The 13,599-nt window shown below is 73.1% G+C and carries 19 protein-coding genes; 15 read left to right on the forward strand and 4 right to left on the reverse strand.

Going from position 1 to position 13,599, the window contains the following annotated elements:
* Window positions 1-77: 77 nt before the first annotated feature.
* Both ACH4SI_RS03955 and ACH4SI_RS03960 read left to right on the forward strand, forming a co-directional pair.
* Entirely contained in the window at window positions 78-1,211 is a 1,134-nt protein-coding gene (locus ACH4SI_RS03955; RefSeq protein ID WP_398292205.1) for a PfkB family carbohydrate kinase, read from the forward strand.
* Window positions 1,208-2,137: a pseudouridine-5'-phosphate glycosidase gene (locus ACH4SI_RS03960; RefSeq protein WP_398292207.1), complete on the forward strand. Its 930-nt coding sequence runs from the start codon at window positions 1,208-1,210 to the stop codon at window positions 2,135-2,137. The genes ACH4SI_RS03955 and ACH4SI_RS03960 overlap by 4 nt, the downstream gene beginning before the upstream one ends.
* Here the strand turns inward: ACH4SI_RS03960 and ACH4SI_RS03965 are convergent.
* Window positions 2,109-2,939: a methyltransferase domain-containing protein gene (locus ACH4SI_RS03965; protein WP_398292209.1), complete on the reverse strand. Its 831-nt coding sequence runs from the start codon at window positions 2,937-2,939 to the stop codon at window positions 2,109-2,111. The genes ACH4SI_RS03960 and ACH4SI_RS03965 overlap by 29 nt on opposite strands.
* Before the next feature lie 77 nt (window positions 2,940-3,016).
* Between ACH4SI_RS03965 and ACH4SI_RS03970 the strand changes: the two genes are divergently transcribed.
* From ACH4SI_RS03970 to ACH4SI_RS03980, 3 genes are all read left to right on the forward strand, one after another.
* On the forward strand, window positions 3,017-4,552 hold the full coding sequence (locus ACH4SI_RS03970) for a PLP-dependent aminotransferase family protein (RefSeq protein WP_398292211.1): 1,536 nt from the start codon (window positions 3,017-3,019) through the stop codon (window positions 4,550-4,552).
* Between the two features lie 48 nt (window positions 4,553-4,600).
* A complete protein-coding gene (locus ACH4SI_RS03975; RefSeq protein WP_398292213.1) occupies window positions 4,601-5,023 on the forward strand; it encodes a glycosyltransferase family 39 protein in 423 nt (140 codons plus the stop codon).
* Window positions 5,024-5,106: 83 nt separating this feature from the next.
* On the forward strand, window positions 5,107-5,784 hold the full coding sequence (locus tag ACH4SI_RS03980; protein ID WP_398292215.1) for a hypothetical protein: 678 nt from the start codon (window positions 5,107-5,109) through the stop codon (window positions 5,782-5,784).
* On the opposite strand, the gene ACH4SI_RS03985 is transcribed toward ACH4SI_RS03980, so the two are convergent.
* Both ACH4SI_RS03985 and ACH4SI_RS03990 read right to left on the reverse strand, forming a co-directional pair.
* Window positions 5,711-6,370, reverse strand: coding sequence for a PhzF family phenazine biosynthesis protein (locus ACH4SI_RS03985; protein WP_398292217.1), 660 nt, complete (start codon window positions 6,368-6,370; stop codon window positions 5,711-5,713). The genes ACH4SI_RS03980 and ACH4SI_RS03985 overlap by 74 nt on opposite strands.
* A 10-nt stretch (window positions 6,371-6,380) precedes the next feature.
* Complete coding sequence (locus ACH4SI_RS03990) at window positions 6,381-6,746, reverse strand: hypothetical protein (protein ID WP_398292219.1); 366 nt, start codon at window positions 6,744-6,746, stop codon at window positions 6,381-6,383.
* A 163-nt stretch (window positions 6,747-6,909) separates the two neighbouring features.
* Here ACH4SI_RS03990 and ACH4SI_RS03995 point away from each other — a divergent pair, with 163 nt between their 5' ends.
* The 9 genes from ACH4SI_RS03995 to ACH4SI_RS04035 all read left to right on the forward strand — a co-directional run bounded on the left by ACH4SI_RS03995 (window position 6,910) and on the right by ACH4SI_RS04035 (window position 12,601).
* On the forward strand, window positions 6,910-7,269 hold the full coding sequence (locus ACH4SI_RS03995; protein ID WP_398292221.1) for a hypothetical protein: 360 nt from the start codon (window positions 6,910-6,912) through the stop codon (window positions 7,267-7,269).
* Entirely contained in the window at window positions 7,266-8,102 is an 837-nt protein-coding gene (locus ACH4SI_RS04000; RefSeq protein WP_398292223.1) for a hypothetical protein, read from the forward strand. Before ACH4SI_RS03995 ends, ACH4SI_RS04000 begins: the two co-directional genes overlap by 4 nt.
* A gap of 185 nt (window positions 8,103-8,287) precedes the next feature.
* Window positions 8,288-8,677: a roadblock/LC7 domain-containing protein gene (locus ACH4SI_RS04005; RefSeq protein WP_398292225.1), complete on the forward strand. Its 390-nt coding sequence runs from the start codon at window positions 8,288-8,290 to the stop codon at window positions 8,675-8,677.
* Window positions 8,678-8,776: 99 nt separating this feature from the next.
* Window positions 8,777-9,553 (forward strand): GNAT family N-acetyltransferase, encoded by a 777-nt coding sequence (locus ACH4SI_RS04010; protein ID WP_398292227.1) that lies wholly within the window; start codon window positions 8,777-8,779, stop codon window positions 9,551-9,553.
* 58 nt (window positions 9,554-9,611) lie between these two features.
* Entirely contained in the window at window positions 9,612-9,971 is a 360-nt protein-coding gene (locus ACH4SI_RS04015) for an MmcQ/YjbR family DNA-binding protein (RefSeq protein WP_398292229.1), read from the forward strand.
* Between the two features lie 150 nt (window positions 9,972-10,121).
* Window positions 10,122-10,589 (forward strand): hypothetical protein, encoded by a 468-nt coding sequence (locus ACH4SI_RS04020; RefSeq protein WP_398292231.1) that lies wholly within the window; start codon window positions 10,122-10,124, stop codon window positions 10,587-10,589.
* Between the two features lie 121 nt (window positions 10,590-10,710).
* Window positions 10,711-10,995 carry a hypothetical protein gene (locus tag ACH4SI_RS04025; protein ID WP_398292233.1) on the forward strand — a complete coding sequence of 95 codons (285 nt, stop codon included), beginning with the start codon at window positions 10,711-10,713 and terminating at the stop codon, window positions 10,993-10,995.
* A 32-nt stretch (window positions 10,996-11,027) separates the two neighbouring features.
* Complete coding sequence (locus ACH4SI_RS04030) at window positions 11,028-11,999, forward strand: GlxA family transcriptional regulator (protein WP_398292235.1); 972 nt, start codon at window positions 11,028-11,030, stop codon at window positions 11,997-11,999.
* Window positions 11,996-12,601 (forward strand): DJ-1/PfpI family protein, encoded by a 606-nt coding sequence (locus ACH4SI_RS04035; RefSeq protein WP_398292237.1) that lies wholly within the window; start codon window positions 11,996-11,998, stop codon window positions 12,599-12,601. The genes ACH4SI_RS04030 and ACH4SI_RS04035 overlap by 4 nt, the downstream gene beginning before the upstream one ends.
* A gap of 10 nt (window positions 12,602-12,611) precedes the next feature.
* On the opposite strand, the gene ACH4SI_RS04040 is transcribed toward ACH4SI_RS04035, so the two are convergent.
* Window positions 12,612-12,908 (reverse strand): hypothetical protein, encoded by a 297-nt coding sequence (locus ACH4SI_RS04040; protein ID WP_398292239.1) that lies wholly within the window; start codon window positions 12,906-12,908, stop codon window positions 12,612-12,614.
* 88 nt (window positions 12,909-12,996) lie between these two features.
* On the opposite strand from ACH4SI_RS04040, the gene ACH4SI_RS04045 reads away from it, so the two are divergent.
* On the forward strand, window positions 12,997-13,527 hold the full coding sequence (locus ACH4SI_RS04045) for a GNAT family N-acetyltransferase (protein ID WP_398292241.1): 531 nt from the start codon (window positions 12,997-12,999) through the stop codon (window positions 13,525-13,527).
* Window positions 13,528-13,599 lie beyond the last annotated feature (72 nt).

Below are 13,599 nucleotides of genomic sequence, written 5' to 3' on the forward strand. Positions count from 1 at the left end.
TGATTCGGCGACGCCGCCGGGAAGGCCGGATCACCGGGGTCTGTTTATTCCGCTAAATTTCCTTTAGCCTGCTGAATATGATGCTGACCCGACGGGAGCGGGAAGTTCTCGCGCTGCTGCGCCGGGACCCGCTGGCCGGGGCCCAGGCGATCGCCGACGCCCTCGGCACCACCCGGGCGGCGGTCAACGTCCATCTGTCCAACCTGGGCAAGAAGGGCGCCATCCTCGGGCGCGGCTACATCCTCCGCCAGGAGCACGCGGTGGTGGTCATCGGCGGCGCCAACGTGGACGTCAAGGTGCGCAGCCTGGCGCCGCTCGCGTACCGCACCAGCAACCCGGGCCATGCCCACACCAGCCACGGCGGGGTGGCCCGCAACGTGGCGGAGAACCTGGCCCGGCTGGGCACCCCGACCCATCTCATCGCCGCCGTCGGCCAGGACCCGGCGGGGGAGCGGCTGCTGAGCGAGACCCAGGCCACCGGCGTGCGCATCGACCACGTCCACCGCGGTACGCACCCCACCGGCACCTATACGGCGGTGCTGGACGCCGACGGCGAACTGGCCGTGGCCATCGCCGACATGGCGGCCACGGACGGGCTGGGCCCCCAGCATCTGCAGCCCGCGCGTGAACTCATCGGCAACGCGAGCATGCTGGTGCTCGACGGCAACCTCTCCGCCCCGGCGCTGGCCTACGCGTTGGACATCGCGGTTGCCGCCGGGGTCCAGACGGTGATCGACCCGGTGAGCGTGCCCAAGGCGGCGCTGCTCGCGCCGCTGCTCGCCGCCGGGTGCCCGGTCTTCGCCGTCACCCCCAATGTGGCCGAGCTGGGCGCCCTCACCGGCCGCGACATCAGCCACGCCGCCGACGACGACCGGGAGTTGACCGACGCCGTGGCGGCGCTCCACGAGCGCGGCGTCCAGTACGTATGGGTGCGGCTCGGTGAGCGCGGCTCCGTGCTGAGCGGCGCCGGGGAGGGCGTCTCCTTCCTGGACGCGCCACGGGCCGAGGTCCAGGATGTGACCGGTGCCGGCGACGCGATGCTCGGCGCGTTCGTCCACGCCCTGCTCACCGGCGAGACCCCCGTGGCCGCCGCCCGCTACGGACACGCCGCCGCCGCGCTGACCGTGGCGACCAAGGCCACCGTACGGCCCGATCTGACCGCGCGCCTCGTCGAGGACGCCGTGACCGCCCCATCGCGGAGGACGACATGACCACCCCTCACCCCCGGCTGGCCCTGACCCAGGAAGTCCGGGAGGCGCTGCGCGCCGGACGGCCCGTGGTCGCGCTGGAGTCCACGATCATCAGCCACGGCATGCCGTATCCGCAGAACGTCGAGATGGCCACCGAGGTCGAGGCCATCATCCGCGCCGAGGGCGCGGTCCCGGCTACCATCGCCGTCCTCCACGGCATCCCGCGCATCGGACTGGACCGCGCCGATCTGGAACTGCTCGCCACCGACACGTCCGTCGGCAAGGTCAGCGTGCGCGACCTGGCCCATGTCATGGCGCGCGGCGGCCACGGCGCGACCACCGTGGCGAGCACGATGCGGCTCGCCGCGCTCGCCGGGATCCGGGTCTTCGTCACCGGTGGCATCGGCGGGGTGCACCGCGGGGCGCAAGCGTCCTTCGACATCAGCGCGGACCTCACCGAACTGTCCACCACCGCGGTGGCGGTCATCAGCGCCGGGGTGAAGAGCATCCTCGACATCGGCCTCACCCTGGAGACCCTGGAAACCCTGGGCGTGCCGGTGCTCACCTACGGCACCGACGACTTCCCCGCGTTCTACTCCCGGGTGAGCGGTTTCGCCTCCCCGCTGCGCGCCGACTCCCCGGAGGAGATCGCCGCCGTGATGCGCGCCCAGTGGGATCTGGGCCTCCCGGCCGGGCTGAGCATCGCCAACCCGGTCCCGGAGGCGGACGAGATCCCCGCAGAGCGGATCGACGGCATCATCGAACAGGCCCTCGCCGAAATGACGGAGGCGGGCATCGCCGGCAAGGACGCCACGCCGTATCTGCTGGGCCGCATCGTGGAGCTGACGAACGGCGAGAGCCTGCGCACCAATATCGCGCTCGTGAGGAACAACGCCCGGCTCGGCGCGCGGATCGCCATCAACTACGCGGCAGAGACGGCGGATTGACCGCGATCGCCTTGAAGAACGTGTAGTGGAAGGTGCCGTCCGCGGCCGCGGTCCGGTGCAGATCGGCGATGCCCCGATCCCAGTCGGCGGCCGTGGACACCCCCGCGGCCAGCGCGTCCTCCCGGACCGATGCCACCATGGCGATGAACGTGTTCCGGGTGAATCCCTCGACCAGGGCCGGCCGGGTCCGGTCGGCGTAGACGGTCCGCGGCCGGACCGTGACGTCATGGAATCCGGCATCCGTCAGCAGCGGCGCCAACTCCCGCCCGATCAGAGCGTTTCCGCCCGCCTCGGACTGCAGCCGGTTCAGGCCGCCGATCGCCGCGTGGGCGTAGGCGCTGTGCGGGTGGAAGAACGCCGAGCCATGGTCCCCCTCGATGACCGTGACGGTGCCTCCCGGCCGCAGCACCCGCCGCAGCGCGGTCAGCGCCTTCCGCGGGTCCGGCAGGTGCTCCAGCACGAAGCACACGAACAGATGGTCGAAGGTGGCGTCGGGGAACGGCAGATCGAACAGATCGGCCCGATGCCACGCGACGTCGGACCCGGGCACCTGGGCCGCCACCCGCGCACGGGCCTGCGCGAGTGACGTCTCGGAGACATCGACCGCCACCAGCCGCGCCCCCGGGCTGTTCGCGGCCAGATGTACGGTCTGGGCGCCGACTCCGCACCCCACCTCCAGCACCCGGCTCCCCGGCGGATACGCCGTGCCGGAGTGCAGCAGCTCCGCCAGGACGTCGGCCTGATCGCCCAGCCGCCGGGCCTCGTGCTCCGAATAACCATGGACATAGCCGATCGCTGTCATCCCGCGCCTCTCATCCGTACACCCGTGCTTCCCGTCATCACGTTCACGCGTTCGATCCTGGCGGTCACAATGGTCCGATGGACAGGTCCAATGAAGGTGCTCTCAACAGGTCCATAGCGCCCGGCGCCGACTTCCTGCAGCTGGACCTCGGCGACGCGCCGCCCGGCGGGCTCGCCGACGGGCTGGCCCGGCGGCTCCGGCACGCGATAGCCGACGGACGGCTGCCGGTCGGGTGCAGGCTTCCGGCCACCCGGGTGCTCGCCGCCGAGCTGCGGGTCTCCCGGGGCGTGGTGACCGAGGCGTACCGGAGACTCACCGAGGACGGGCACGTCGCCGGGCGAGGGCGCGGCGGAACCGTCGTCGTCGCCGCTCCCGTGACGGCACGGGCGCCCGCGCCGACGACGCCACCCGCCCCCGCGACGCCGGGTAGCCTGTTCGCCACCGGGCCCGGAGCGGACGTGTTCGACGCGCTGCGCGCGGCCCCGGCCCGGATCGATCTGTCCCCCGGCGTCCCCGACCTCACCGCTTTCCCGCGCGCCGCGTGGCTGCGCGCCGAACGCACCGTCCTCGCCGCCCTCACCGCCTCCGACCTCGGATACGGTGACCCGCGCGGCACCCCGGCGCTCCGGCTCGCCATCGCCCGCTGGCTGGCCCGCAACCGCGGGATCAGGGCCGAACCCGACGAGATCGTGGTCGTCGCGGGCACCACCCAGGCCCTCGGGCTGCTCGGACGGGTGCTCGGCGACGACGGCATCCGCGAGATCGCCGTGGAGGACCCGGGATCGCTCGGTGTCCGGCAGCATCTGCGCCACGCACGGCTGGACACCCCGCCGGTCCCGGTCGACGCCGAGGGCATCCGGGTCGACGCGCTGCGCGCCCGGGGCGCCCCCGCCGTCCTCGTCACCCCGGCCCACCAGTTCCCCACCGGTGTGGTGCTCGGCGGCCACCGGCGCCGGGAGCTGACGCGCTGGGCGGAGGCGGGCGGGCTCATCGTCGAGGACGACTACGACGCCGAGCACCGCTACGACCGGCCCCCGGTCCCGGCCCTGCGCTCGATGCTGCCGGAACGGGTCGCGTACGTCGGAAGCGTGTCCAAGCTGCTCGCCCCCGCCCTGCGCATCGGCTGGCTGATCCCGCCGCCCCCGTACCGCGAGGCCGTGATCGAGGCCAAGCGCTACGCCGACCTCGGAAACGCCGCGCTGCCCCAGCTGGTGCTGGCGCACCTGATGGAGTCGGGGACGATGGAGCGCCAGCTGCGGCTGCTGCGCACCCGCCACCGCCGCCGCCGCGACGCGATGATCGACGCGATCGGCGCCCGGCTGCCCGGCGCGGTGGTGCACGGCGCCGCGGCGGGACTGCATCTGATGGTCACCTTCGACCTTGGGTCCGTTGAACCCGACGTGTTCGCCGACCCCGAGGCATTCGCCGACACCGACCTTGCCGCCGCCGCGCTCGCCCGCGGCGTGAAGGCACAGCCGCTGTCCTGGCACAGCCAGTGCCGCCCGCACCGGCCCGGACTGGTGCTGGGCTACGCCGCGCGGACGGCCACCGAGATCGCCGAAGGTGTGGCAGTCCTCGGCGACGCGCTGCGCGCCCTGCGCCGAAGGCGCTGAAGCGGGCCGGCAGGACGCCGTCGTTCCGGGTGCGGGGCGCGGCGGCACGTGGACCAGCCCCCGCTGACCCCGCTGCTCGCCAGGGCCGCCACCGCCGTCTTCGGGAACAGTCCGGCCGGGCTGCGGGTGCCGGCCACACTCGCGTGCGCCGTCGTCGTCGTCCTGGTCGCCGCCCTGGCCCGGGAGCTGGGCGGGGGCCGCGCGGCGCAGTCGCTCGCGGCGTGCTGCGCGGCCGTCTCGGGCATCGTCCTGGGCACCGGGCACATGGTCTCCACGACCACCTTCGACCTGCTCGCCTGGCTGCTGATCTGCCTGCTGGTGCTACGTGCGCTGCGCACCGGGGACGGCCGCTGGTGGTTCGCGGTCGGAGCCGCCGCCGGGATCGGACTGCTGAACAAGTATCTGGTGGTGCTGCTGCTCGCCGTCCTGCCGACGGGTGGCCGACGGGATCCGCTCCGACGACGGCGCTGAGAACCGGCTGATGTTCGTCCCGCAGCAGATCGTCTCTCTGTTTCCGCTGTTCGTCCCGTGTGGATCGCGGGCTGGCGGCGGCTGTGGCGCGACCCCGCGCTGCGCTGGCCCGCGCCATGGCCCTCGCGTATCCGCTGCTGTGCGCGCTGGTGCTGCTGACCGGGGGCAAACCGTATTACGCGCTTCCGCTGCTCCTCGTCCTCCTCGCGGCGGGCTGCGAACCGGTGACCCGTTGGACGGCCCGGACCGCCCGGACCGCCCTCGCGGCGGTGGCCGTCGCCGTCTCGGCCGCGATGAGCGCCGTGGTGACTCTTCCGGTGCTGCCGCCCGGTGCGCTGTCCGTGGTGAACGCGGTCAACCAGGAGCAGGGCGAACAGATCGGCTGGCCCGCCCTGGTGGACGCGGCCGCGACCGGCTGGTCCCGGGTCCCCGCCGACCGGCGCGCCCGTGCCGTGATCCTCACCGAGAACTACGGCGAGGCGGGCGCCCTCGCCCGCTACGGCCCGCGCGCCGTGGGCTGCCCGCCAGTACTCCGGCCATATGAGCTACGCCGACTGGGGCCCGCCGCCCGCCTCCGCCGCCGCGGTCGTGCTGTGCACGGGAACGGCCCGACCTTGGCCGGAACTGTGGCCCGCGCTGCGCCACTTCTCCTGACCCGGGGGCGGCACGCCACCCCCCACGTCAGAGTCAGAGCTTGCGGACCTCGGCGAGGGCGACCCGGCCGCCGATCTCGATGGAGCCGTCCGGCTGGGGGCTGGTGAGGATCTGGGAGCCATGGCCCTGCGTGATGTTGAGGGCGCGGCCCAGTTCTCCGGAGAGGACCAGGGCGGCGGCGCCGGTGGCCTCGTCCTCCACGATCCCGTCGCCGCGGCGCGGGAAGGCGCGGGCGCGCACCCGGCCCGCCGGTTCGTCCTGCCAGGCCCATGCGTACAACCAGCCCTCGCCCTCCGGAGGCGAAGGGAGGGCGTCGACCTCGGCGGGGGAGGCGTACTGCCGGGTGCGCCGCCCGGACGCCCATGCGGGGTGGCCGCCGATCCAGGTGAACTCGCCGTCCTGGCGGGCCGGGACCTCGCCGGCGGGCGGCAGCAGTTCGGGGAGGTCCAGCAGCCAGGCGACGCCCACCAGCGGATGGCCGGCGAACGGCAGCCGGACGCTCGGGGTGTAGATGTCGACGACGCCGCGCTCCGGATCGTCGACGAAGACGGTTTCGCTGAAGCCCAGCCGGGCGGCCAGCTCCTGCCGCGCCCGCTCACCGGTCACCGTACGCCCGTCGCGCACCACACCGAGTTCGTTTCCGCCGTGGCCACGGGGACCGCAGAACACCCTGAGTACGTCGAGATCCGCCATGGCCGGAGAGTCAGACCTTCAGCTCGTTGTCGATGCGCTTCAACCCGTGCCGGGCGAGCGCCAGGTTGGCCCGCGCCCGGTCCAGGGCCAGATAGAGGAAGAGCGAACCGTGGCTGCCGGCGATCAGCCGGATGAGGTGGTATTGCGTACCCAGCGTGATCAGGATGTCCTCGATGCCGTCCGTGATGCCGAGCGTGGCGAGCGTGCGGACCTTGGCCCGGACGACCTCGGTGTTGCCCGCCGCGGCGATTTCGAGGTCGAGTTCCTGGCCCCCGCCGATCGACCCGAGCGACATGCCGCTTTCGTAGTCCACGAGCGCGGCCCCCAGAGCCCCGTCGATGGCCATCGCTTCCTTGAGGGCGCTCTCGATGTTCATGTGCTTCCTTCGCATGGCTGATAGCCGGGTCCCGTTGTCCCGTTGGTGCCAAAGCTGTCGCCAGACGATAGCTCGGGAACCATAACTAGTAGCCGAGTGGTCCATGTTGTGCAAGATGATGCTTAAACTAACGTGCCTGATGGTGCGCAGCGAAAGGTCAGAGGTGAACGCAGCCGAAGCGGCGCTCTCCGGAGCGCTCGCGTCTCCGGGAGTGATGGGCGTCCGTCTGGTGGACGCGGTCACCGGTCTCCACTACGCCGCGGTGGGGGACGCCGACGCCGTCGGCCAGGGTGAGGAACTCGCCGAGACGGTCAGTCTGATCAGTGACCGGCTGAACCAGGCCGGTGCGGTGGGGGAGTTGGAGAGCGTCGTCGTCACCAGTACGCACTTCCACCACATCACCCAGGTGGTGCCGCGGGGCCAGGACCCCCTGCTGCTGTGCGCCTCGGCCGACCGCGACCGCACCAATCTCGCCCTCGCCATGCGGCACCTGGCCGATCAGGCGAAGACCGTGCTGACATGAGCGACGACAGCCAGCGCCACCGCGCTTCGCCGCGCAACGTTCCCGGCCTGCTGCTCTCGCTCCAGCAGGATCGTTTCAGCGGGGCCGTTTCGATCTCCGGATCGATCGGCGGGACGATCCATCTGCACCGCGGTGCGATCCACGCGATCGAGAGCCCCGGAGCGCCCACCGCGGAGGCGCTGCTGCTGAAGTCCCGGCGGATCGGCGAACCGGAGTGGGACGCCGCCTGCACCGCGGCCGGCCCCGGGGGGCCGCTCGATGCCACGCTCGTCGAGCAGGGCCACATCGGCGCCGCCGAACTCGAAGTCCTGTGCGTGGGCGCCCTCTACGACGCCGCCTTCGTCATGGCGCTCAGCACCCCCGACAGCTGGCAGGTCGACGGGGAGACGCCGAGCCCCCGGCTCAGCCACCGGGAGGGCACCGACCCCCGGCGGCTCACCGAGGAGACCAGCCGCCGGGTGCGGCTGCTGGCCAAGTCCCTCGGCTCGGTGCGGGAGTTCGGCCAGGTGCGGGTCCGGCCGTCCGCCCGGGCCACCGCCGGGATCGGGCGGCTGTCCGCCCGCTACCGCGACATCCTCCTCAGCGCCGACGGACGCCGTACGCCCCGGGACATCGCCTTCGCGCTGGGCCGGGGCGTCTACCCGGTGATGCTCGACATCTCCCGTATGAAGGCGCTTCAGCTCATCCAGCCCGAACCCCCGCGGCCTCCGGCCACCGCGCCCCGCGTCGCGCCCCGCGACCCCGCCGCTGAGCCGCCGCGCGCCGCGGCGCCCACCGGCGGCGGACTGCCCAGACGCGCTCCGGCCGACCGGCGGCCGGAGAGTACCGGCTGATCCCACGGCGGACGGCAACTCCCACGGGCGTCGGTTTCCGTGGGTCTCATCTTCCCGTGGGATCACCGCGGGTTTCAGGAGTTCCACCGGTTCGTATCGCAGCCCCGGCTCACGGCCGCAGCCCCCCCAGCAGCAGCCATCGGCCGCGGCGACGGCGAGCCCCGACGGAGTCCGAGGAGGACCCCATGACCAACCCCCCACCCGCCGCCGGTGCGTCGTCCGGCGACCTCGTCGAGGAACTGACCGGTCTGCGCGGGCAGGTCCTGGGCATCTCCGAGAGCATCGTCGCCACCACGGACGGACTGCTGGTGGCCGCTGACACCGCCAATGTGCAGCCGGAGTCCCTGGCGGCCCTCTCCGCGGCCTCGCTCGCGCTGGGCAAGCGTTCCGCCGCCGAGGTGGGGCTGGGCAGCCTGCGCGAGGTGGTCACCCGGTGCAACGGCGGCTACAGCGTCGTCCTGGCCGTCGGCGAGCAGGCCCTGCTGGTGATCCTCGGCGACGAGGGCCTGGACCTGACCGCGCTGCGCCGGGAAGCCCCGGCCGTCGTGGAACGGCTCGACGGCCTCCTGTCCTGACGGCACGGGCGGTTTCGCGTTACGGGCGCCCTCGTCCCGCCAAGTGGCCCCACCGGTAAACCAGTTGCGGTCGCGGACCCCCGGTGCTGGAGTGACCGGATGGACCTTGACGCATTACGGGAGCTGTTCGACCGGCAGCTGAGACAGGGGGCACGGGCCGATGGGCCCGGGACCCGGGTGGAGCGCGTGGACGGGGTGGTGCGGCAGACCGGCATCGCCGACGACTGGAACGGTGTCCTCTGGTCGGATCTGGACGCGTCCACGGCGGATGCGGCCATCGCGGCGCAGATACGGTACTTCACCGCCCAGGGGCGTGCCTTCGAGTGGAAGCTTTACGCCCACGACCGGCCCGGCGACCTCGGCGGACGGCTCGCGGCGGCCGGTTTCGCCGCCGAGCCCGAGGAGACGGTGATGGTGGCCCCGGTGGGGGAGCTGCTCACCGACGCCGAACTCCCCGAGGGCCTTCGGCTGCTCCGGGTCACCGACGCCGCCGGGGTGGATCTCATGGTGGACGTCCACGCGCGGGCGTTCGGCACCGACAGCGGCCATCTCAGGCACCGGCTGCTCAGCCGGCTGCGCGAGGAGCCGGACACGGTCGTCCCGGTCGTCGCCATGGCCGGTGACCGGCCGGTGAGCGCCGCGCGGATGGAACTGCCGCCGGGAGCGGACTTCGCCGGGCTGTGGGGCGGCGGCACCGTGGCGGAGTGGCGCGGCCGGGGCCTGTACCGGGCCCTGATCGCCTTCCGTGCCCGCGTCGCCGCGGAGCGCGGCTACCGGTATCTCCAGGTCGACGCGTCCGACCAGAGCCGTCCGATCCTGGAGCGGCTCGGCTTCGCGCCGCTGACCACCACCACGCCGTACGTGTACGGCGGTTAGCCACGGCTCGGCCCGCGTGCCCGGTGGCATTGTCGGTGGCGTGCTCTACGGTCATGCCATGATCACGCCTGACGATGTCCGCCGGATCGCGCTGTCGCTGCCGCAGACCACCGAGAAGATCGCCTGGTCCATGCCCACCTTCCGGGTCGCCGGGAAGATGTTCGCCACGCTCCCCGAGGACGAGACGTCGATGGCCGTCCGGTGTCCCAAGGAGGAGCGGGACGAGCTGGCGCTCGCAGAGCCGGAGAAGTTCTGGATCGCCGACCACGAGGCGGGCTTCGCCTGGGTGCGGGTGCGGCTCGCCGCCTTGGAGGACCTGGACGAGCTGCGGGACATCCTCGCCGACTCCTGGAAGCAGGCCGCGCCGATCGCGCTGCTCGACGCGCTGCCGGAGCCCGGCCCGGCGGCCTCGGACTGACGCCTCCTCGGCACACCTCCTCGAAATGTTCGGGTATGCGCGTTCGAGGAGGTAACCGACACGGGTGAAATGCCCGACTCTTTCGGGCTATCGGAGTGCTGGCTTCCGCTCTTCGCGGTTCTCTGGAAGGAGACCAGTGAGGGAGGCCGCATGGTGCACGGCCGTGAGACGAACCGACGCGCTGCCCCCGGTCGGCCGTGCACCGTTCTGATGGTCGCGCTGCTGGCGCTCACACTGCTGCACGGTCTGCTCTCCCTCGGCGCCGCCCATCCCCCGCCGCCCTCCGCGAACCACTGCGGGCCCGGCGTCCTGTCACCGGCCGCGCCGCCCTCGCCCTCGCCGTCGCTCTCGCCCGAGGGGGATGACGACCGGTCCGCTCCGCGTCCGGCCGCCCACGCCCCCCATGAGCTGGGCCGCCATCCGGCCGGTCATCCCGGGAGCGCCTGCGCCACCTCGGTCGGCTCCCACCGGTCCGTTCCCACAGCACCCCTGCACTTCGCCGTCGCCGTCGTCCGCGCTCGCGCCGCGGACCGTACGACGGTCATCGCCGTGTCCGGCTCCGCCGCCGAGGCCGCGCCCCGCCGGCTCCCCGCACGGGACGTCGTCCTGCGCTGCTGAGCGGGCCCCGGGTCGTATCCGCATCCCCGTAACTCTCGCGCCGCCGCACGGGCGGAGCGCGGGTGCGGTACGGCCTGCCCCGGATCAGCCAGTCGCCGTCCGACCCCGCAGGAGCCCCCGCATGCCCATCGACGTCTACGCCGCCATGGGTGCACTGGTACGCGCCGAAGCCGCACGCCGGTCCACCGTCCCCGCTCAGTCCGACGCCTCCGCACCCCCGGTCGAGCCGCCCGAGTCGGTCCCCGTGTCCACCCCGCCGCGTACGGGCGCGCCGCCCCGTACCACCGCCCCGCCCCGCCCTGCCCGGTCGCCCCGTACGGCCGCGCCCGGCCCGGTGCCGCGCCGCATCGGGTTCCTGCGCTCCCTGCGCATGGCATGGCGCGATGTGTGGGGTACGTGTCGTTGACGCCATGAGGGGCGGGATCGCAGCCTGGAGGGGTGAACGAGCGACGCATCGTCTTCGTGATCTTCGACGGGTTCCAGACCCTCGATCTCACCGGCCCCCACGAGGTGTTCCAGTACGCCGACAAGCTCGCGGGCGGCTACCGCCGCCAGATCGTGGCACCCCGCCCGGGGCCCGTGGCGTCGTCCAGCGGACTGCCGGTGCACGCCGCGCACGGGGTGGCCGACCTCGACCCCGGCGGCGTCGACACCCTGGTGGTGGCGGGCGGCACCGGGGTAGACCGGGCGTGCCACGATCCGGCGCTGACCGGGTGGATCGCCGACGCCGCGGCCGGCGCCCGCCGGATCACCTCGGTGTGCAGCGGAGTGTTCCTGCTGGCCGCCGCCGGACTCGTCGACGGGCTCCGGGTGACCACCCACTGGGCGCGCGCGGAGCAGCTCGCCCGGGAACATCCCGGCCTGCGCGTCGACTGCGACCCCATCTTCATCCGGGACGGCCGGGTGTGGACCTCGGCCGGGGTGACGGCGGGGATGGATCTCGCGCTCGCCCTGGTGGAGGCGGATCTGGGGCGGGAGGTGGCGCACGCCGTCGCCCGCGAGTTGGTGCTGTTCCTGCGCCGCCCCGGCGGCCAGTCCCAGTTCAGCGTGGGGCTGTGGTCGACGCAGCCCGCCACGGACTCCCTGCGCGCCGTGGTGTCCGCGATCCACGCCGATCCCGGCGCCCGGCACGGCATCGCGGAGCTGGCCGCATGCGCCGGGATGAGCCCCCGCCATCTGCAGCGCAGGTTCACCGCCGAACTCGGCACCCCTCCCGCGGCCTATGTGGAGCGGGTGCGCGTGGAGGCGGCGCAGCGTGCGCTCGCCGGGGGAGACGACCCCGTCGAAACCCTCGCCCGGCGCTACGGCTTCGGCACCGCCGAGACCCTGCGCCGCGCGTTCCACCGGCACGTCGGCGTCGCGCCGTCCGACTACCGGGACCGATTCCGATCCACCGAGGAGCGAACATGACGACGTACGGGCTGCTGGTCTTCGAAGGGGCCGAGGAACTCGACTTCACCGGACCCTGGGAGGTGTTCACCGTCTCCTCGATGCTGCGCGACCACGCCGACACCGCCGTGCTCGTCGCCGAACAGCCCGGCGCCGTCCGTTGCAACAAAGGCATGCGGGTGCTGCCGGACCACACGCTGGAGGACCATCCGCCACTGGACGTCCTGCTGGTGCCGGGCGGCAACGGCACCCGCCGCGAGGTGTCCAACCCGGCGGTCACCGACTGGATCCGCCGCACCTCCGCGGCCGCCACCTGGACCACCAGCGTGTGCACCGGGGCGCTGCTGCTGCATGAGGCGGGCCCGGCGCGCGGCCGCAGGGTCGCCACCCACCACCTCTTCGAGGACACCTTGGAGGCGCGCGGCGACATCACGGTGGTGCGCGACGCGCGGTACGTGGTGGACGGCTCCCTGGTCACCAGTCAGGGCGTCTCGGCCGGGATCGACATGGCGCTGTGGCTCGTCGGCCGCCTCCACGGCGTCGACCACGCCCGCGCCGTACGCCGCTACATCCAGTACGAGCCCGCACCGCCGTACCTCGCCGACGAGCCGCAGGCGCTATGAGGCGGTCAGTTCATGGCCCTGCCGCGCTGATGGCGGCCATCGCCTCGGGCACGCTGTGCACCGACTCGTCCAGGCAGGCGGTGAGCGCGCCGTGCTCCTGCCGGGCGACCTGCTCCAGCTGGCGCAGCAGCCGGCTCTTGCCCACGCCCCCGTTGCCATGGATGTGGAAGACGAAGCGATGCCGCTCGTCCTCGGGAGGCACACCGAAGTTCGCGCGGAACACGGCGAGTTCCTGGCGCCGCCCCACGAACCCGGCGGGCCTGCGCCGCTGGATCAGCTCCTGCATCGACGCCCGCACCCGCGCCATCGGCCCCCTCCTTCGCCCGGGGCCAGTGTGCCAGGTGGAGGGGTGGGCGGGTTGATCGCACCGGGGGCTTATTGCGTACGATCTGCAAGTGCATGGATTTAGCATCAGGACCGCGACAGCCGACGACCTCGACGCCGCTCGCGGCGTGATGCTCGACACCGTCTACCGCGACTTCGGGACGGGATACGTGCCGCGCTGGCACGCCGACATCATCGATCCCGGCGCCGCCTTTCTGCGCTCGCCGCGGCACACGCTGCTGGTCGCGGTGGACGAGCGGGACGGGACGGTCGCCGGGACCGCCGCCCTCGACTCCCGGGGGCCGGCCCATCCGCCCAACCCCGCATGGCTGGCGGAGCGGTACCCGTCGGGAGGGACCGCCCAGCTGCGCCGGGTGTACGTACGGCCCGAGTACCGCCGCCGGGGGCTGGCCCGCAGGCTGGTGCGGGCGCTGCTCGACTTCGCCGCGGCCGACGGCGGATACCGCGCCGTCTATCTGCACACCGACCCGGGCGTGCCCGGCGCCGAGCCGTTCTGGCGGTCACTGGGGAAGGCCGTGTGTGACGAGCGGGAGGGGCCCGGGGGTGGCCGGGTCCTGCACTTCGAGGTCCCGATGGTGTGACCGCGTGTCGGCGCATTGCCCGACTGCCCGGTTGATGGAAATGATTATCATGTAGTCTCGCTCTTCCCCGCT

This window comes from Streptomyces sp. NPDC021212 (assembly GCF_044332925.1).
Lineage (GTDB): Bacteria > Actinomycetota > Actinomycetes > Streptomycetales > Streptomycetaceae > Streptomyces.

Coding starts and splice junctions, on each gene's coding strand:
- ACH4SI_RS03955 (WP_398292205.1), top strand. CDS start 78: ATGATGCTGACCCGACGGGAGCGGGAAGTTCTCGCGCTGCTGCGCCGG.
- ACH4SI_RS03960 (WP_398292207.1), top strand. CDS start 1,208: ATGACCACCCCTCACCCCCGGCTGGCCCTGACCCAGGAAGTCCGGGAG.
- ACH4SI_RS03965 (WP_398292209.1), bottom strand. CDS start 2,939: ATGACAGCGATCGGCTATGTCCATGGTTATTCGGAGCACGAGGCCCGG.
- ACH4SI_RS03970 (WP_398292211.1), top strand. CDS start 3,017: ATGGACAGGTCCAATGAAGGTGCTCTCAACAGGTCCATAGCGCCCGGC.
- ACH4SI_RS03985 (WP_398292217.1), bottom strand. CDS start 6,370: ATGGCGGATCTCGACGTACTCAGGGTGTTCTGCGGTCCCCGTGGCCAC.
- ACH4SI_RS03990 (WP_398292219.1), bottom strand. CDS start 6,746: ATGAACATCGAGAGCGCCCTCAAGGAAGCGATGGCCATCGACGGGGCT.
- ACH4SI_RS04000 (WP_398292223.1), top strand. CDS start 7,266: ATGAGCGACGACAGCCAGCGCCACCGCGCTTCGCCGCGCAACGTTCCC.
- ACH4SI_RS04005 (WP_398292225.1), top strand. CDS start 8,288: ATGACCAACCCCCCACCCGCCGCCGGTGCGTCGTCCGGCGACCTCGTC.
- ACH4SI_RS04010 (WP_398292227.1), top strand. CDS start 8,777: ATGGACCTTGACGCATTACGGGAGCTGTTCGACCGGCAGCTGAGACAG.
- ACH4SI_RS04015 (WP_398292229.1), top strand. CDS start 9,612: ATGATCACGCCTGACGATGTCCGCCGGATCGCGCTGTCGCTGCCGCAG.
- ACH4SI_RS04020 (WP_398292231.1), top strand. CDS start 10,122: ATGGTGCACGGCCGTGAGACGAACCGACGCGCTGCCCCCGGTCGGCCG.
- ACH4SI_RS04025 (WP_398292233.1), top strand. CDS start 10,711: ATGCCCATCGACGTCTACGCCGCCATGGGTGCACTGGTACGCGCCGAA.
- ACH4SI_RS04035 (WP_398292237.1), top strand. CDS start 11,996: ATGACGACGTACGGGCTGCTGGTCTTCGAAGGGGCCGAGGAACTCGAC.
- ACH4SI_RS04040 (WP_398292239.1), bottom strand. CDS start 12,908: ATGGCGCGGGTGCGGGCGTCGATGCAGGAGCTGATCCAGCGGCGCAGG.